Origin of the sequence: Pseudomonas sp. CFSAN084952, from assembly GCF_009648855.1 — a bacterium.
Classification (GTDB): domain Bacteria; phylum Pseudomonadota; class Gammaproteobacteria; order Pseudomonadales; family Pseudomonadaceae; genus Aquipseudomonas; species Aquipseudomonas paracarnis.
On the sequence record NZ_CP045767.1, the window covers coordinates 4299572 to 4317760 of the forward strand.

General features: G+C 62.3%; 17 protein-coding genes. 8 read left to right on the top strand and 9 right to left on the bottom strand.

Annotation, left to right across the window (positions count from 1 at the left end; all coding sequences use genetic code 11):
- Nucleotides 1-50 precede the first annotated feature (50 nt).
- The 4 genes from GH769_RS19505 to GH769_RS19520 all read right to left on the bottom strand — a co-directional run bounded on the left by GH769_RS19505 (nucleotide 51) and on the right by GH769_RS19520 (nucleotide 2038).
- Nucleotides 51-518 carry a preQ0 transporter gene (locus tag GH769_RS19505; protein WP_014719786.1) on the bottom strand — a complete coding sequence of 156 codons (468 nt, stop codon included), beginning with the start codon at nucleotides 516-518 and terminating at the stop codon, nucleotides 51-53.
- Between the two features lie 148 nt (nucleotides 519-666).
- Nucleotides 667-882: a DUF1289 domain-containing protein gene (locus tag GH769_RS19510; RefSeq protein WP_032902707.1), complete on the bottom strand. Its 216-nt coding sequence runs from the start codon at nucleotides 880-882 to the stop codon at nucleotides 667-669.
- Nucleotides 879-1400 (bottom strand): gamma carbonic anhydrase family protein, encoded by a 522-nt coding sequence (locus GH769_RS19515; RefSeq protein ID WP_014719788.1) that lies wholly within the window; start codon nucleotides 1398-1400, stop codon nucleotides 879-881. Before GH769_RS19515 ends, GH769_RS19510 begins: the two co-directional genes overlap by 4 nt.
- Before the next feature lie 35 nt (nucleotides 1401-1435).
- Nucleotides 1436-2038 (bottom strand): CoA pyrophosphatase, encoded by a 603-nt coding sequence (locus GH769_RS19520; protein WP_014719789.1) that lies wholly within the window; start codon nucleotides 2036-2038, stop codon nucleotides 1436-1438.
- A gap of 147 nt (nucleotides 2039-2185) precedes the next feature.
- On the opposite strand from GH769_RS19520, the gene GH769_RS19525 reads away from it, so the two are divergent.
- From GH769_RS19525 to nagE, 7 genes are all read left to right on the top strand, one after another.
- Nucleotides 2186-2734 carry an NUDIX hydrolase gene (locus GH769_RS19525; RefSeq protein WP_003193976.1) on the top strand — a complete coding sequence of 183 codons (549 nt, stop codon included), beginning with the start codon at nucleotides 2186-2188 and terminating at the stop codon, nucleotides 2732-2734.
- 36 nt (nucleotides 2735-2770) lie between these two features.
- The gene (locus GH769_RS19530) at nucleotides 2771-3274 is read left to right on the top strand and encodes a murein L,D-transpeptidase family protein (RefSeq protein WP_014719790.1); all 504 of its coding nucleotides are present in this window, start codon (nucleotides 2771-2773) and stop codon (nucleotides 3272-3274) included.
- 262 nt (nucleotides 3275-3536) lie between these two features.
- A complete protein-coding gene (locus GH769_RS19535) occupies nucleotides 3537-4295 on the top strand; it encodes a GntR family transcriptional regulator (RefSeq protein WP_003193978.1) in 759 nt (252 codons plus the stop codon).
- A 10-nt stretch (nucleotides 4296-4305) separates the two neighbouring features.
- Complete coding sequence (gene nagA / locus GH769_RS19540; protein WP_014719791.1) at nucleotides 4306-5412, top strand: N-acetylglucosamine-6-phosphate deacetylase; 1107 nt, start codon at nucleotides 4306-4308, stop codon at nucleotides 5410-5412.
- A complete protein-coding gene (locus GH769_RS19545) occupies nucleotides 5393-6415 on the top strand; it encodes an SIS domain-containing protein (RefSeq protein WP_014719792.1) in 1023 nt (340 codons plus the stop codon). Before nagA ends, GH769_RS19545 begins: the two co-directional genes overlap by 20 nt.
- A 30-nt stretch (nucleotides 6416-6445) precedes the next feature.
- Complete coding sequence (ptsP, locus tag GH769_RS19550; RefSeq protein ID WP_032902705.1) at nucleotides 6446-8956, top strand: phosphoenolpyruvate--protein phosphotransferase; 2511 nt, start codon at nucleotides 6446-6448, stop codon at nucleotides 8954-8956.
- 26 nt (nucleotides 8957-8982) lie between these two features.
- Nucleotides 8983-10680 (top strand): N-acetylglucosamine-specific PTS transporter subunit IIBC, encoded by a 1698-nt coding sequence (gene nagE / locus GH769_RS19555; RefSeq protein ID WP_014719794.1) that lies wholly within the window; start codon nucleotides 8983-8985, stop codon nucleotides 10678-10680.
- A gap of 115 nt (nucleotides 10681-10795) precedes the next feature.
- Here the strand turns inward: nagE and GH769_RS19560 are convergent, their stop codons facing one another.
- The 5 genes from GH769_RS19560 to purL form a co-directional block, all read right to left on the bottom strand.
- Nucleotides 10796-10993 (bottom strand): DUF6124 family protein, encoded by a 198-nt coding sequence (locus GH769_RS19560; protein WP_256590743.1) that lies wholly within the window; start codon nucleotides 10991-10993, stop codon nucleotides 10796-10798.
- Between the two features lie 86 nt (nucleotides 10994-11079).
- On the bottom strand, nucleotides 11080-11328 hold the full coding sequence (locus tag GH769_RS19565) for a DUF6124 family protein (RefSeq protein WP_153649875.1): 249 nt from the start codon (nucleotides 11326-11328) through the stop codon (nucleotides 11080-11082).
- Between the two features lie 32 nt (nucleotides 11329-11360).
- Nucleotides 11361-11627 (bottom strand): DUF6124 family protein, encoded by a 267-nt coding sequence (locus GH769_RS19570; RefSeq protein ID WP_153649876.1) that lies wholly within the window; start codon nucleotides 11625-11627, stop codon nucleotides 11361-11363.
- 475 nt (nucleotides 11628-12102) lie between these two features.
- Nucleotides 12103-12414 (bottom strand): NIF3 1, encoded by a 312-nt coding sequence (locus tag GH769_RS19575; protein ID WP_014719796.1) that lies wholly within the window; start codon nucleotides 12412-12414, stop codon nucleotides 12103-12105.
- Nucleotides 12415-12418: 4 nt separating this feature from the next.
- On the bottom strand, nucleotides 12419-16315 hold the full coding sequence (gene purL, locus GH769_RS19580) for a phosphoribosylformylglycinamidine synthase (protein ID WP_014719797.1): 3897 nt from the start codon (nucleotides 16313-16315) through the stop codon (nucleotides 12419-12421).
- A gap of 286 nt (nucleotides 16316-16601) precedes the next feature.
- On the opposite strand from purL, the gene mltF reads away from it, so the two are divergent.
- A complete protein-coding gene (mltF, locus tag GH769_RS19585; RefSeq protein WP_020301369.1) occupies nucleotides 16602-18062 on the top strand; it encodes a membrane-bound lytic murein transglycosylase MltF in 1461 nt (486 codons plus the stop codon).
- Nucleotides 18063-18189 lie beyond the last annotated feature (127 nt).

An 18189-nucleotide genomic window follows, 5' to 3' on the forward strand; every position in this document is an offset into this window, starting at 1 on the left:
GATCATGGGGGAGAAAGGCCGGCATTTTACATGAACTGTAAAAATTGGCCTCAGTTGGCGACAGCCCGCCGGCGGATGCGCCAGGCCATGATCAGCCAGACCACGGTGACACCGGCGAACTTGGACACCAACGCCGTGCCCGCCACCGCCGGCGTCAGTGCGCCGATCAGGCCGAAAAAGATAAAGGTATCGAGGGGAATGCTCAGCGCCGAACTTATCCACAGGCGGTCATGCAGCGGGCGCTTGGTGATGCTGAACACCAGCCAGTCGATGCATTCAGACACCGCAAACGCCGTGGCACTGGCCAGGGCGATGGACGGGTCGGAGGTGATATAGGACAACACCAGTGCCGCCAGCATGGCGATGATTGCGCCATGGCCGAAGCGGGTTTGCACCATGTCGCGCAGGATAAATACCAGGCCGCCCCAGGCGGACCAGATGATGTCCAGGTGTGGGGCGGTGGAGAAGGCGAAGTTGATCAGCACGACGCTGCTGATGTAGGCGATCAGGAAAAACATGGAGGATGGACCTGTGGGCAATGCCGCACAGGGTACACAATTACAAGGATGTCGTCTGGCAGGGCCTCATCGCAGGCAAGCCAGCTCCCACATGTGAGGGTATTCACACATCAAGGGTGGGAGCTGGCTTGCCTGCGATGGCGGCCTGTCAGGCGCCAGATTTCCCAGGGGTCATCCACATCATCCCACTCGCCACCGCCCGCTCATGGCACAACCCCAGCACCACCCGGCGCTCGGCGTTGTCCATGCGGCTCCAACGCGTGATTTCATCCACATTGCGCTGGCAGCCGGTGCAGATATCGTCATCATTCAGTGCGCAAATGCTGACGCAGGGCGAGGCGACCGGTCGCTCAATCGTGCTCATTCCTGCTCGACCAGGTCACGGGCATAACGCTGCGAGTTATGCACATAGTGCGCGGCGCTGGCTTCAAGCATGCGCTTTTGCGCCTCGGTCAGCTCACGCACCACTTTGCCCGGCGAGCCCATGACCAGCGAGCCGTCGGGGATTTCCTTGCCTTCACCGATCAGCGAGTTGGCGCCGATGATGCAGTGCTTGCCGATCTTGGCGCCGTTGAGGATCACTGCGTTGATACCGATCAGGCTGTAGTCGTCGACGGTGCAGCCGTGCAGCATGGCGTTATGGCCAATGGTCACGCCGGTGCCAAGGGTCAGCGGGTAGCCCATGTCGGTGTGCATCACGCTGCCGTCCTGCACGTTGCTGTTCTTGCCGATCAGGATCAGCTCGTTATCGCCACGCAACACCGCGTTGAACCAGACGTTGGCGCCCTCCTCCAGCTTGACCTTGCCCACCAGCGTGGCATTCGGTGCAACCCAACTGTTGGGATGGGTCTCGACGCGGGCGTCGCCCAGGCGGTATTTCATGGTTTTTCCTCACGGCATGCCATTTAAACGATGGCTTATAGATTGATGAAGCTCTTGGGCGGATGGTGCAGGCTGATCTTGGCATCGTCATAGAGCAGGTTGATCAGCTCGACAATCATGATTGCCGTCAGCCCCCAGATTTTGTATTCACCGAACCGGTAGCTGGGCACATACCAACTGCGGCCCTGGTAATCAATGCGATGGGTATGTTCGCGTGGGTCCTGTCGGAAAAAGTCCAAAGGCACGCTGAAAACGGCGGCAATCTCGGCGTCGTTGGCCAGGTATTCGACGTAATCGGGGACCACGCCCACATAGGGCGTTACGCGGATGCCGTGCAGGGAAATCAGCGGGCTCAACGGGCCGATGACTTCAACCAGCCCCGGCGGCAGGCCGATTTCTTCTTCGGCTTCGCGCAAGGCGGTAAAGATCAGGTCCGGGTCTTCGGGGTCGCGGCGCCCGCCGGGAAAGGCCACTTCGCCACCGTGGGTCGACAGGCCGCTGGCGCGCAGGGTCAGGATCAGCTCCGGTTCGTCACTGCGGGTAATCGGCACCAGCACCGCAGCCTCGGGGAAACGCCCGTCGGTTTCCAGAGTGTGGGGGGTGTGGTTGCTTACCCGGCGAAGTAGCTCGTCCAGCATGAGTCATCTCGGTCTGTTGGCTACCTTGCATCATGCACCAAAGCGTGCGAGCGCCCAACCCCAAAACCGCAGCGCTGTCGCGAAACGACAACTTGCAGGAACGCCCGGCACCGAGCCAAGATGTGCCCATTGTCCAGGAACCCCAGCATGAATTTCTGCAGCCAGTGCGGCAAACCGGTAACCCAACGCATTCCCGAAGGCGACGCACGCCTGCGCTATGTATGCGACCACTGCTCGACCATTCATTACCAGAACCCCAATATCGTCGCCGGTACCGTGCCGGTATGGGGCGACCAAGTGCTGCTGTGCCGCCGCGCCATTGAGCCACGCCTGGGTTACTGGACCCTGCCCGCAGGCTTTATGGAAAATGGCGAGACCGTCGAACAGGCCGCCATGCGTGAAACCCTGGAAGAAGCCTGCGCCCGGGTGCGCAACCTGAGCATCTATACCCTGATCAACGTACCGCACATCAGCCAGGTGCATATCTTCTACCGCGCCGAACTGATCGACCTGGACTTCGCCGCTGGCCAGGAGAGCCTGGAAGTGAGGCTGTTCGACGAAGCCGACATCCCTTGGTCCGAGCTGGCTTTCCGCACGGTCGGGCGTACCTTAGAATGCTTCTTCGCTGACCGTCGCCAACAGGCGTACCCGGTACGTAGCGAATCTGTGCCACCGCTGTCCAAGCCCGCCCAATAACAAGCCGGCCAATGTCGCCAAAGGGATACCGTTTCAATGCGTTGGTTGCTTGCTCTGATCTGCCTGTCGTTCGCCACGCTGTCCCCGGCCTCCACGGTGCAAACCCTTGGCGGTAAAACGGTCGAGAAAGTCCTGGTACTCAAGTCCGCCCACCAGCTGCAGCTGATCAACGACGGCAAGCCGTTCAAGACCTATCGCATTTCCCTGGGCAAGAACCCCAAGGGCCACAAGCTGATCGAAGGCGACCGCCGCACACCCGAAGGCCTCTACTGGATCGACTGGCGCAAGACCAGCGACCGCTTCAACCTGGCCATGCACATTTCCTACCCGAACATCAGCGACGCCGCCCGCGCCCGCCGCGAAGGCGTGAAGCCGGGCAGCATGATCATGATCCACGGCACCCCCGACACCGAAGACTACCCGGAACAGTGGTTCCACACCCTGGACTGGACCGACGGCTGCATCGGCATGCGCAATGTGGATATGCGCGAAGTGTGGAATCTGGTCAAAGACGGCACCCTCATCGAGATTCGGCCGTAATCGCGTGCCGTTCGTAAAATAATTCGAAAATAATTCCTGCCCCAGGCAGCGCCTGCCGGTGAATACCAGTTCACCGCGCGGGACCCTGCACTTGTGCGCGCCACAAAGACCTCTCTAATACCACTTGACCCCAAGCCCCATTAAAGCGCCCTGAAACCGGGATTCGCACCGTTTTGGTAGCATTGACATGGTATTTAAGTGGTATTAGTTTTCGGCCATTACCGGGCGACAACACTCCAATAACGCATCGGAAACCTGACAGATGAACCCCATCCTGGCCCTGCGCCCCGACGATAAGCAATCCACGCCGCTGTACCTGCAACTGGCCCGCAGCCTTGAAGCAGCGATCCATGCCGGCCAGTGGAAATCCGAACAGGCCCTGCCTTCGGAACGCGCCCTCAGCGAGCAACTGAGCATCTCGCGGGTCACCGCCCGTAAAGCGCTGGAAGTGTTGCTGGCTCAAGGCCTGATCCGTCGCAGCCAAGGCTCCGGTACCTTCATCACGCCGCGCCTGGAACAACCCTTGTCACGCCTGTCGGGGTTCAGCGAAATGCTGCGGCTCAAGGGGTTTGTGCCCACGTCTCAGTGGTTGGAGCGCGACATCACCCCGCCGACCCATGAAGAACTGATCCGCCTGGGCCTGTCGCCCACCGACAAAGTGGCGCGCCTCAAGCGACTGCGCAAAGCCGATGACACGGTGATGGCGATTGAAATGACCGCCATGCCGGCCTCGGTGTTGCCCCATCCCCAGGCCATCGGCAATTCGTTGTACGAGTACCTGGAAAGCATCGGCAAGCCCATCGTGCGCGCCTTGCAGCATATCCAGGCGATCAATGCCTCGGATGAGTTCGCCGCGCTGGTCGGCATCGCCCCCGGCACCGCCATGCTGCTGATGACCCGCGTGGGCTACACCGCCGATAACACGCCGATTGAAATCACCGACACCTACTGCCGCAACGATTACTACGACTTTGTCGCAGAACTGCGCCGCCATGATTACTCCGCCGAATTGCGAACTTAGAGAACTGCCCATGACTGAAGACAATATCCTCACGCCCAGCGGCTGGATGCGTGGTCGCCTGGTGCACGAGCACGGCAAGGTTGTCGCCATTGACGGCACGCCGTGCGACCCGGCCGACAACGACCTGCCCTACCTGCTGCCGGGCTTTATCGACCTGCATGTGCATGGCGGTGGCGGCGCGGACATCATGGAAGGTGCGGGCGCCTTCGAGACCATTACCCGTACCCACGTGCGTTTTGGCACCACCTCGCTGCTGGCCACCACCATGACGGCGCCGGTGGAAGAAATCTCCCGCGTGCTTGGTGAGCTCGGCACGTTCTGCGAACAGCGCCCAGCCGGCAGCGCCCGCGTACTCGGCGTGCACCTGGAAGGCCCCTACATCAATCCGGGCAAACTCGGCGCCCAACCCAACTTCGCCCACACCGCGTTGATGCAGGAAGTGGAAGCCTACCTGCGCCTGGCGCCGATCCGGGTGATCACCATCGCCCCGGAAATCGCCGGCCACGACGGCCTGATCCGCGCCCTCAGCGAACGCGGCGTGCGCATGCAGATCGGCCATACCCTGGGCAGCTATGAAGAAGGCGTTGCCGCCCTGGCCGCTGGCGCCACCAGTTTCACCCACTTGTACAACGCCATGAGCCCGCTGCATCACCGCGAACCCGGCATCGTCGGCGCCGCGCTGGCCCACGCCCAGTACGCCGAGCTGATCCCGGACTTGCTGCATGTGCACCCTGGCGCCATGCGCGTGGCGTTGCGCTCGATTCCCTGCCTGTATTGCGTCACCGACTCCACCGCCGCCGCCGGCATGCCCGACGGCGAGTACAAGCTGGGCAGCCACACCGTGACCAAATGCCTGGGCGGCGTGCGCCTGGCCGATGGCACCCTGGCCGGCAGCACCCTGACCATGGACCAGGCGCTGCGCAACCTGGTGAAAATCGGCCTGCCCATCAGTGAAGCCTCACAACGCCTGTCGCAATTTCCTGCGGACTACCTGGGCTTGCAAGAACGCGGCCGCCTGCAACCGGGCAGCTTTGCCGACTGCGTGCGCCTGGACCGCTCCCTGACACTCACCGACGTAATGGTCGAAGGAGACACCATTGACTTCAAAAATGCTTGAAGAGGCCCTGGCCTCCTGCGACGCCGTCGCGGCCCAACTGCAACGCCTGGACCCGATGCTGGAAGAAATCGCCGGCCGCCTGCGCCGCCAGCCACCACAGGTGGCGATGACCATCGCCCGCGGCAGCTCCGACCATGCCGCCAGCTACTTCGCCTACCTGGCCATGCAACACGTGGGCATTCCGGTGGCGTCGCTGCCGATGTCGGTGGTGACCCTGTTGCAGGCGCCGATGAAAGTCAGCGGCCAAGTGGCGTTTGGTTTCTCTCAATCGGGGCAGAGCCCGGACCTGGTCAACAGCCTGCGCCTGCTACGCAAGCGGGGTGCCTTGAGCATCTCGATGGTCAACGCCGAAGACTCACCGCTGGAAGCCGCGTGTGAATTTCATGTGCCGCTGTGCGCCGGGCCGGAACTCAGCGTGGCCGCCACCAAGAGCTTCATCGCCACCCTGAGCGCCAGTGCACAGTTGGTCGGCCACTGGAATCAAGAAGCCGACTTGCTGCAAGCCTGTCAGGCCTTGCCCGAGGGCCTGCGTGACGCCGCCAGACAGGATTGGCGCCTGGCCGTCGACGCCCTCAAAGGCAGCCAGCGCTTGATGGTGATCGGCCGTGGCGCCGGGTTTGCCATCGCCCAGGAAGCCGCGCTCAAGCTCAAGGAAACCTCGGCGATCCAGGCCGAAGCGTTCAGCAGCGCCGAAGTGCGCCACGGGCCGATGGCCTTGATCGACGAGAACTACCCTCTGCTGGTGTTCGCCCCACGCGGCGCCGAGCAGGCCGGCCTGCTGAGCCTGGCCGCCGACATGCGCCAACGCGGCGCCCGCGTGCTGCTGGCCGCGCCGGACGATATCGCCGAACGCGACTTGACGCTGAGCCGCGCCGAACACCCGAGCCTGGACCCGATCCTGGCGATCCAGAGCTTCTACGTGATGGCCGCCGGCCTGGCGCAGGCACGGGGCATGGACCCGGACCAGCCGCGCCACCTGAGCAAAGTCACCCGCACGCACTAAAGCGGCGTTTTCCTGATGAGTACCGTGCCCATGCCCAACAACAATAATCCATTGACCCTTAGCGCCCCCTTGAGTGGGCCGGTGCTGGCCCTGAACCGCGTCCCCGACGAAGTGTTCGCCAGCGGCGCCATGGGCGACGGTATCGCTATCGACCCGCTGAACGACTGCCTGCAGGCGCCCTGTGACGGCGTGATCATCCACGTCGCCCGCACCGGGCACGCCCTGACCATCCGCGCTGATAACGGTGCCGAAGTACTGATGCATGTGGGCATCGACACCGTGGAACTCAATGGCGAAGGCTTTGCCTTGCTGGTGAAGGAAGGCGCACGGGTGAGCGAGGGTCAGCCGTTGGTGCAGTTTGATCTGGACCGCATTGCGCGCCAGTGCAAGAGCCTGGTGAGCTTGATCATCCTGACCAACAGTGAGCGCTTTGAGCTGCAACCGATTGCAGGCAAGACGGTGAAGGTCGGTGACGCGCTGATGCGGATTGCCGTGCGCACATCCGCACCGGTTAACACCGCTGTGGATAACTCGGACGCGCAAGTGAGCGCTACAGTGCGCATCACACACCGTGGCGGATTGCATGCACGCCCTGCTGCACTGATCCGCAAGACTGCTCAGGGTTTCAGCAGCCAGTCACAGCTGCACTTCGGTGATAAGACGGCGGCTTGCGACAGCTTGATCGGCCTGATGGGGCTGGGTATTGGTGAAGGTGACGAGGTACGGGTGAGCTGTCGCGGCAAGGATGGCGAGGCGGCGTTACAGGCATTGGTCGCCGCGCTGTCCGTGGCGATCCACGAGGAACACCACACGCCGGTCGCCGCCACACCACGCCGGGCGAATACCGAAGCCAATGTGCTGCAAGGCGTCTGCGCCGCGCCGGGCTTGGTATGTGGGCCGCTGTTCCGCCTGGCGGGCATCGAGTTGCCGGAAGATACCGACCCCCATAACGTCGACGAACAACTGCAAAGACTGGATGTGGCTCTTGAGCAAGTGCGTGGCGAAATCCGCAACACTCTGGAACTGGCCCGCCAACGCAAGAACGTCGAAGAAGAGGAGATCTTCGCCGCGCACCTCGCTCTGCTGGAAGACCCGACGTTACTCGACGCCGCCAGCGCAACCATCGAACAGGGCAGCGCCGCCACCCACGCCTGGCGGGATGCGATCCAGGCCCAGTGCGCCGTGCTGCTGGCATTGGGCAAGCCACTGTTTGCCGAGCGCGCCAACGACCTGCGCGACCTGCAACAACGGGTGCTAAGGGCGTTGCTGGGTGAAGCCTGGCATTTCGAATTGCCGGCGGGGGCGATTGTCAGTGCCCATGAGCTGACACCTTCGGACCTCCTGCAATTGAGCGCGCAACAGGCTGCGGGCATCTGCATGGCCGAAGGCGGTGCGACCTCCCATGTGGCGATTCTGGCCCGGGGCAAAGGCCTGCCATGTCTCGTCGCCCTGGGCAATGAAGTGCTCGACGTACCCCAAGGCCAACGGGTGGTGCTCGATGCCGCCAACGGCCGCCTGGAACTGGCCCCCAGCGAAGCGCGCCACGCCGAAGTTCACCAGATTCGCGAAACACAGAAGTTGCGACGCCAGCAGCAACAGGTCCAAGCCCGGCAATCGGCGAACACCACTGACGGCGTGACGGTTGAAGTCGCGGCGAATGTCGCCTCCAGCGCCGAAGCCCAAGTGGCGTTTGACAACGGCGCCGACGGCGTCGGCCTGCTGCGCACCGAATTCCTCTTCGTCGACCGTCGCACCGCGCCGGATGAGCAAGAGCAGCGCCAGGCTTATCAGGCCGTGCTGGATGCCATGGGCGACAAGTCGGTGATCATCCGCACCATCGATGTGGGCGGCGACAAGCAGCTCGACTACCTGCCGCTGCCCGTCGAGGCCAACCCGGTACTGGGCCTGCGCGGTATTCGCATGGCTCAGGTACGCCCGGAACTGCTCGACCAGCAACTGCGCGCCCTGCTGCAAGTTACCCCGCTGGCGCGTTGCCGCATCCTGCTGCCGATGGTCAGCGAGGTGGATGAACTGCTGCAGATCCGCCAGCGCCTGGATGAACTGTGCGCGGAGTTGGAGCTGACGCAACGCCCCGAACTGGGCGTGATGATCGAAGTGCCCGCCGCCGCGCTGATGGCTGAACAGTTGGCTGAACACGCGGACTTTTTGTCCATCGGCACCAATGACCTGTCCCAGTACACCCTGGCCATGGACCGCGACCACGCAGGCTTGGCCGCCCGTGTTGACGCGCTGCACCCGGCGCTGCTGCGGCTGATCGCCCAGACCTGCGCCGGTGCGGCGAAACACGGCCGTTGGGTCGGCGTGTGCGGTGCCCTGGCGTCGGATCCGCTGGCCACGCCAGTACTGGTTGGCCTGGGAGTCACCGAGCTGTCGGTAAGCCCGCCGCAGATCGGCGAAATCAAGGACCGCGTCCGCCACCTGGACGCGGCGCAATGCCGGCAACGGAGCCTTGAGCTGCTCGACCTGAGCAGCGCCAAGGCCGTTCGCCAAGCCTGTCAACACCACTGGCCGCTGAGCTGAAAACAACAAGAATAGGGAGACACGCCATGTACCAACACTTTATCGAAGGCCTGCAACGCCTGGGCCGCGCACTGATGCTGCCGATTGCGATCCTGCCAATCGCCGGCTTGCTGCTGCGCCTGGGCGACACCGACTTGCTCAACATCGCGGTGATGCACGATGCCGGGCAGGCGATCTTCGCCAACCTGGCGCTGATCTTCGCCATCGGCATTGCCGTGGGTTTTGCTCGCGACAACAACGGCACCGCCGGCCTGGCCGGGGCGATTGGCTACCTGGTGATGATCTCCACACTCAAGGTGATGGACACGTCCATCAACATGGGCATGCTCGCCGGTATCGCCAGCGGCCTGATGGCGGGCGCGCTGTATAACCGCTTCAAAGACATCAAGCTGCCGGAGTACCTGGCGTTCTTTGGCGGACGACGCTTTGTACCGATTGTCACCGGCTTTTCGGCGGTGGGCCTGGGCGTAATCTTTGGCCTGATCTGGCCGCCGATCCAGCACGGCATCAACAGCTTCGGCGTATTGCTGATGGAAAGCGGCAGTCTGGGTGCGTTCGTATTCGGCGTATTCAACCGCCTGCTGATCGTCACTGGTTTGCACCACATCCTCAACAATATGGCGTGGTTCGTGTTCGGCACGTTTACCGACCCGACAACCGGCGCGGTGGTGACCGGCGACCTGACCCGCTACTTCGCCGGCGACCCGAAAGGCGGCCAGTTCATGACCGGTATGTTCCCGGTGATGCTGTTCGGCCTGCCGGCGGCGTGCCTGGCGATGTACCGCAACGCGTTGCCGGAGCGGCGCAAGGTCATGGGCGGGATCTTCCTCTCGATGGCGCTGACCTCGTTCCTGACCGGGGTGACCGAGCCGATTGAATTCGCCTTCATGTTCCTCGCACCGTTCCTCTACTTGCTGCATGCGCTGCTGACCGGCCTGTCGATGGCCGTGACCAATATGCTGAATATCCACCTCGGCTTTACCTTCTCCGGTGGTTTTATCGACATGGTGCTGGGCTGGGGCAAGTCCACCAATGGCTGGCTGGTGGTACCGGTGGGCCTGGCCTACTCGGTGATCTACTACACGGTGTTCAGCTACTGCATCCGCCGCTTCAACCTGAAGACACCGGGGCGTGAAGATATCCAGGTGGTGCAGGCCGAAGCGATGAGTGATAACCAGCGTGCGACGGCTTATATCCAGGCGTTGGGTGGTGCGCAGAACCTGCTCAGTGTCGGCGCTTGCACTACGCGCCTGCGCTTGGACATGGTGGATCGCAACAAGGCGGTGGATGCTGAACTGAAAGCGCTGGGTGCCATGGCTGTAGTGCGCCCGGGTAACGGCGGCAGTTTGCAGGTGGTGGTTGGGCCGATGGCCGATAGCATTGCTGATGAGATTCGCTTGGCGATGCCGGGGTTTGTTGCCGCAACGCCTGTAGCGGTTGCGCCTGTGGATAAGCCGGTGGCGGTGAATGTACACGAGGCCGAAAAGTGGCTGAATGCCCTGGGTGGCCGAGAGAATGTGCGCCAACTGGAAGCGGTAGCGATGACCCGGTTGCGGGTGGAGTTGGGGGATGATTCGGTGCTGTCTGAAGCGGACCTCACTGCGCTGGGTTGCAAGGGTGTGAGCCAGCTGGATAGCGGGGTTTGGCACTTGTTGATTGGTGACAAGGCTTTAGGTTTGGGTGAGGCTTTGGAGCGGTTGGTTACCCGCCCTATCAACGCCTGACCGATCGTTCCCACGCTCTGCGTGGGAATGCCGCCCCGGACGCTCTGCGTCACGCCCTGCGCAAGGGTGACGCTGAGCGTCACAGGATGCATTCCCACGCGGAGCGTGGGAACGATCAGTTAGCCGTGGCTGCTGACACTTCGTGAAGATCCAGCACCCGATGATCCACCATCAACTGGATCCCTTCCACCATCCGATGAATCCCCAGCACTGCATCACGCAGGGAGCCGTCGACATCAAAAGCCAGTTGACCCGCCAGTGACTGCACGGATGCCAGGTCTTGACCGATCGTTCCCACGCTCTGCGTGGGAATGCCGCCTCGGACGCTCTGCGTCCCGCCCTGCGCAAGGGTGACGCTGAGCGTCACAGGATGCATTCCCACGCGGAGCGTGGGAACGATCAGTTAGCCGTGGCTGCTGACACTTCGTGAAGATCCAGCACCCGATCCACCATCAACTGGATCCCTTCCACCATCCGATGAATCCCCAGCACTGCATCACGCAGGGGGCCGTCGACATCAAAAGCCAGTTGACCCGCCAGTGACTGCACGGATGCCAGGTCTTGACCGATCGTTCCCACGCTCTGCGTGGGAATGCCGCCTCGGACGCTCTGCGTCCCGCCCTGCGCAAGGGTGACGCTGAGCGTCACAGGATGCATTCCCACGCGGAGCGTGGGAACGATCAGTTAGCCGTGGCTGCTGACACTTCGTGAAGATCCAGCACCCGATCCACCATCAACTGGATCCCTTCCACCATCCGATGAATCCCCAGCACTGCATCACGCAGGGGGCCGTCGACATCAAAAGCCAGTTGACCCGCCAGTGCCACGGATGCCAGGTCTTGGGAGGCGTTGGCGAGCAGGGTTTCGCTGTTCAGGTTGGTTAGGATGGTGAAGATTTGGTCGGTGGGCTGGGAATCAGATAGGGGATTTGGGCTGTCTTTGATCATGGTAAACCTCTGGTGTGAAGTAAGAACTACCAGCATCACTTGCAGATGATGGGTGGCAGCTGTGTGCGGGCCTGCAAGACCGAGAATCACCAGCAAGTCTCGGTAGACCCGAAGGTCTCCCGCACACAGCCGCCATAAATGGCGACCATGAAAAAGCGCCGCAATTATAAAGGCGCTTGTGACTAACTGGTGAGGTTTCGGCGGGCTTGCAGTCCCGGTCGCTGAATTGGCAGCGACTGACGAAGGTTAGTGGTACCCGTTCCGAGGGACAACCTGAAAGGCTTGTCGGAAAGTTCTGAGGCGCCTACACCGGCGCCATCGCAGGCAAGCCAGCTCCCACAGTGGGTTGATGCATGACAGGACAACACGATCAAACTGTGGGAGCCGGGCTTGCCCGCGATGAGGCCTTCACAGCCAACAAAAAACCCGCTGACCAAACTGGCCCAGCGGGTTTCTTGTTTATGCAGCCAGCCGATCAAAAATCCGCCAACTGCCACACCTCATACGCCGGTGTCTCATACGGGTGACTGAGTTTCAAAGCAGCCACGACAGCCGCAATCAACTCATCCGCCACCACCAGCTCAACCTTCCACTCTTCAACCACTTCAACCTGGCCGACCTGCCCGATAAACGGCTGGCTGCCGTCCAACGCGCGGAATTGGCCCTGGCCCAGCACTTGCCAGGCGCAGCTGTCGTAGTCGCCGATGCGCCCGCCGCCGGCTGCGAAGACGGCGGTTTTTACCGTCTCCACATGGCTGTCGGGTACGAAGAAGGCGAGCTTGTACACGGCCTTAGTTCACCCACACGCGAGCGTTGCGGAACATGCGCATCCAGGCGCCGTCTTCGTTCCACTCTTCCGGGCGCCACGAGTTTTGCACGGCGCGGAACACGCGCTCCGGGTGCGGCATCATGATGGTCACGCGGCCGTCGCGGCTGGTAAGGCCGGTGATCCCGCGCGGCGAGCCGTTCGGGTTGGCCGGGTAGCTCTCGGTGACCTTGCCGTGGTTGTCGACGAAACGCAGGGCCACGGTGCCGGACAGGTCGGCTTCAAGCAGCGCTTCTTCGCTGCTGAATTCGGCGTGGCCTTCACCGTGGGCGATGGCGATTGGCATACGCGAACCGGCCATGCCCTGCAGGAAGATCGAGTTGGACTCCTGCACCTGCACCATGGCGACACGGGCTTCGAACTGCTCGGAACGGTTACGCACAAAGTGCGGCCAGAACTCGCTGCCCGGGATCAGTTCGCTGAGGTTGGACATCATCTGGCAACCGTTGCACACACCCAGGGTGAAGCTGTCGTTGCGTTCGAAGAAGCCCTGGAACGCATCGCGGGCACGGCTGTTGAACAGGGCCGACTTGGCCCAGCCTTCACCGGCACCCAGCACGTCGCCGTAGGAGAAACCACCGCAGGCCACCAGGCCTTTGAACTCATTGAGGTCAACGCGACCGGCGAGGATATCGCTCATGTGCACGTCGATCGCATTGAAGCCGGCGCGGTCGAACGCCGCCGCCATTTCCACCTGACCGTTGACGCCTTGCTCACGCAGTACGGCAACCTGTGGGCGAATGCCCTTCTTGATGTAAGGCGCGGCGATGTCCTGGTTGACGTCGAAGCTGAGCATGGTGCTCAGGCCCGGGTTGTCTTCTTCCAGGATCACGTCGAATTCCTGCTCGGCGCAGTCGGCGTTGTCGCGCAGACGCTGGATCTGATAGCTGGTCTCGGCCCACTGGCGTTGCAGCAAACGACGCTGACCGGTAAAGACCGTGTCGCCGTTGAAGGAGATATTGACTTCGCCGTTGTTGATCGGCTGGCCAATCACCGCCACGCACTCGGCCAGGCCAGCGGCGCTGAACTGCGCGAGCACGTCTGGGGTAGCGTCCTGGCGCACCTGGATCACCGCACCCAACTCTTCGTTGAACAGGATGCCGTTGATTTCGGCAGCATCCTCGGCAACGCTGTCGAGCACGATGTTCAAGCCGCAGTGACCGGCGAAGGCCATTTCGACAACGCTGGTCAGCAAACCACCGTCGGAACGGTCGTGGTAAGCCAACAGGTGGCCGTCGGCGTTCAGGCCCTGGATCACGGCGAAGAAGGCCTTGAGGTCTTCGGCGTCGTCGACGTCCGGGGCCTGCTTGCCGAGCTTGCCGTGGGTTTGCGCCAGGATCGAGGCGCCCATGCGGTTCTGGCCACGGCCCAGGTCGATCAGGATCAGGTCGGTGGTGCCCTTGTCCATGCGCAGTTGCGGGGTCAGGGTCTGGCGGATGTCGGTGACCGGCGCGAAACCGGTAACGATCAACGACAGCGGCGACGTGACGCTCTTGTCGGTGCCGTCTTCGTTCCAACGGGTGGCCATGGACATGGAGTCCTTGCCCACCGGAATGGTGATACCCAGTTCCGGGCACAGCTCCATGCCGACGGCTTTAACCGTGTCGTACAGGCGCGCATCTTCACCCGGGTGGCCGGCAGCGGACATCCAGTTGGCCGACAGTTTGATGTCGGACAGCTTGCCGATACGCGAGGCAGCGATGTTGGTGAGGGTTTCACCAATGGCCATGCGGCCCGACGCCGGAGCGTCCAGCAGGGCCAGCGGCGTGCGCTCGCCCATGGCCATGGCTTCACCGGTGTACACGTCGAAGCTGGTGGCGGTGACGGCAACGTCGGCCACCGGCACCTGCCATGGGCCGACCATTTGGTCACGGGCAACCAGGCCGGTGATGGTGCGGTCGCCGATGGTGATCAGGAAGCTTTTGCTCGCCACGGCCGGATGGTGCAGCACGCGTTCGATGCTGTTGGCCAGGTCCAGCGTGCTTGGGTCGAAATCATCGCCCAGTTCAGCTTCACGGTTGGCCGAACGGTGCATGCGCGGGGCCTTGCCCAGCAGCACTTCCAACGGCATGTCCACGGGGCTGTTGCCGAAGTGGCTGTCGGTGACGGTCAGTTGCGGCTCGGCAGTGGCTTCGCCGACCACGGCAAACGGGCAACGCTCGCGTTCGCAGATGGCCTGGAAGCGTGCGAAGTCTTCAGGACCGACGGCCAGTACGTAGCGTTCCTGGGATTCGTTACTCCAGATTTCGTGCGGGGCCATGCCCGGCTCGTCGTTTGGAATGTTGCGCAGCTCGAAACGGCCACCACGGTCGCCATCGTTGACCAGTTCCGGGAAGGCGTTGGACAAACCGCCAGCGCCGACGTCGTGGATGAAGCTGATCGGGTTCTTGTCACCCAACTGCCAGCAACGGTCGATGACTTCCTGGCAACGGCGTTCCATCTCAGGGTTTTCGCGCTGTACGGAAGCAAAGTCCAGATCTGCCGAGCTGGTGCCGGTGGCCATGGAAGAGGCCGCACCGCCGCCCAGGCCGATCAGCATCGCCGGGCCGCCGAGCACGATCAGCTTGGAGCCGACCAGAATCTCGCCTTTCTTGACGTGTTCTTCACGGATGTTGCCCATGCCGCCGGCCAACATGATCGGCTTGTGGTAGCCGCGCACTTCATCGCCACGCGGGGTGGTGATGGACTGCTCGAAGGTCCGGAAGTAGCCGGTGAGCGCTGGTCGCCCGAATTCGTTGTTGAACGCGGCGCCGCCCAGCGGGCCTTCGATCATGATGTCCAGCGCCGTGACGATGCGCTCAGGCTTGCCATACGGCACTTCCCACGGCTGTTCAAAGCCCGGGATCTGCAGGTTGGACACGGTGAAACCGGTGAGGCCCGCCTTGGGCTTGGCACCACGGCCGGTGGCGCCTTCGTCACGGATTTCGCCACCTGAACCGGTGGCTGCGCCCGGGAACGGGGCAATCGCGGTCGGGTGGTTGTGGGTTTCAACCTTCATCAGGATGTGCACCGGCTCCTGCACCGCGCCGTATTGGCGGGTTTCCGGGTCCGGGAAGAAGCGACCGGCGACGGAGCCGACGATGACCGAGGCGTTGTCCTTATAAGCCGACAGAACGCCTTCGCTGTGCATCACGTAGGTGTTCTTGATCATGCCGAACAGGCTTTTTTCCTGGCTTTGGCCGTCGATGTCCCAACTGGCGTTGAAGATCTTGTGACGGCAGTGCTCGGAGTTGGCCTGGGCGAACATCATCAGTTCGATGTCGTGGGGGTTGCGCTTCAAGCCGGTGAAGGCGTTGACCAGATAGTCGATCTCGTCTTCGGCCAGGGCCAGGCCCAGTTCGGTGTTGGCCTTCTCGAGGGCGGCGCGGCCACCGCCGAGCACGTCAATCGCGGTGAGCGGCTTGGGTTCGGCATGGCTGAACAGGCCGGCAGCCTGTTCCAGCTGGCTGACGATGATCTGGGTCATGCGGTCGTGCAGGCTGCTGGCGATCAGCTCGGCCTCGGCGTCGCTGAACTGCCCGGCGACGTAGAAGGCGATCCCACGCTCCAGGCGCTGGATTTTGTCCAGGCCGCAGTTGCGGGCGATGTCGCTGGCCTTGCTCGACCAGGGCGAGATGGTGCCGAACCGTGGCAGAACCAGGAACAAGCGGCCAGTCGGCTCTTGAACGGGAACGCTTGGGCCGTACTTCAGAAGGCGTGCCAGCACTTGCTGTTCGTCGGCGGTCAAGACGCCGGTTACGTCGGCGAAGTGAGCAAATTCAGCGTACAGGCCTGTAACAGCTGGAACCTTCTGGCTCAGTTGCTCAAGGAGTTTGCTGTGGCGAAAGGCAGAAAGGGCAGGAGCGCCGCGCAGGATCAACATCTTCGGGACAGCCTCGGGAAGGGGTGTGCTTTGAGGCCGTGCATTCTAGCGTAAACCTTCGCCAACGGCACCCGAAACGCTACCGGTGGCCGCCGCCGAACGTCAGTTGGCACGCTTTGCCTGCGATCACGGCGTGATGCAGGGCATTGGGCGCAGTTATTTTAACCGTCACAATCGCTCGCCAAGCCCCGTTTCTGCGGGCTGCAGCACAGTTTTACGCTGGCTAGCAGACAAGTGCGCCGCTGTCGAGATATGGCGCCGTGAGCCGTTTGCGTATACTGCGCAGATGTTCTTCCCAACTGTTTCGCGCCTGCGATGCGTCAAATGGCTCATCGCCACCTTGCTCTTCCTGATGCTCAGTGCCTGTGTTGATAAACCCAGCACACTGGAGCGAATCAAGGAGGATGGCGTATTGCGGGTGGTCACTCGCAACAGTCCCGCTACGTATTTCCAGGATCGCAACGGTGAGACCGGCTTCGAATACGAACTGGTCAAGCGCTTTGCCGACGACCTGGGGGTGAAGTTGGAAATCGAGACGGCCGACAACCTCGACGACCTGTTCAGCCGGCTGGGCAAACCCAATGGCCCGGTACTCGCCGCCGCCGGCCTGGTGAGCAGCGACCAGCGCCAGCAGCAGGTGCGCTTCTCCCACCCGTACCTTGAAGTCACCCCACAGATTATCTACCGCAACGGCCAATCGCGTCCCACCAATGCCGCCGACCTGGTGGGCAAGAAGATCATGGTGCTCAAGGGCAGCACCCACGCTGAACAACTGGCGGCGCTGAAAAAACAGAACCCGGCGATTGAATACGAAGAATCCGATGCCGTTGAGGTGGTGGATTTGCTGCGCATGGTCGACGAAGGGCAAATCGACCTGACCCTGGTGGACTCCAACGAAGTGGCCATGAACCAGGTGTACTTCCCCAACGTGCGCGTGGCCTTCGACCTCGGCAATGCCAGCAATCAAAGCTGGGCCGTGGCAGCAGGCGACGACAACAGCCTGCTCAACGAGATCAACAGTTACCTGGACAAGGTCGAGAAGAATGGCACCTTGCAACGCCTGAAGGACCGCTACTACGGGCACGTCGATGTACTCGGCTATGTCGGCGCCTATACCTTTGCCCAGCACCTGCAACAGCGCCTGCCCAAGTATGAGAAACACTTTCGTGCGTATGCCAAGGCCGAGAAAGTCGATTGGCGGCTGCTGGCAGCCATTGGTTATCAGGAATCGCTGTGGCAACCCACGGTCACCTCCAAGACCGGCGTGCGCGGCCTGATGATGCTGACCCAGAACACCGCGCAAGCCATGGGCGTGTCCAACCGCCTGGACCCCAAGCAGAGCATCATGGGCGGCGCCAAGTACCTGGCCAGAATCAAGGATGAGCTGGACGAAAAGATCGCCGAGCCCGACCGCACCTGGTTCGCCCTCGCCGCCTATAACGTGGGCACCGGCCACCTGGACGACGCACGCATCCTGGCGAAAAAAGAAGGCCTGAACCCGAACAAGTGGCTGGACGTGAAGAAGATGCTGCCACGCCTGTCGCAGAAGCAGTGGTACAGCAAGACCCGCTACGGCTACGCCCGCGGCGGCGAGCCGGTACATTTTGTCGCGAACATCCGGCGTTACTACGACATCCTCACCTGGGTAACCCAGCCGCAGCTGGAAGGTAACCAGGTGGTGGAAGGCAACCTGCATGTGCCGGGCGTGGACAAGACCAAGCCACCGCAAGACAGCCCGCAACTCTGATCACGACAGCCCGCACACAGCAAATCTCTGTGGGAGCCGGGCTTGCCCGCGATGGCGGCCTGACAGTCAAGGTATTCGGCGCCTGACACACCGCTATCGCGGGCAAGCCCGGCTCCCACATTTGATC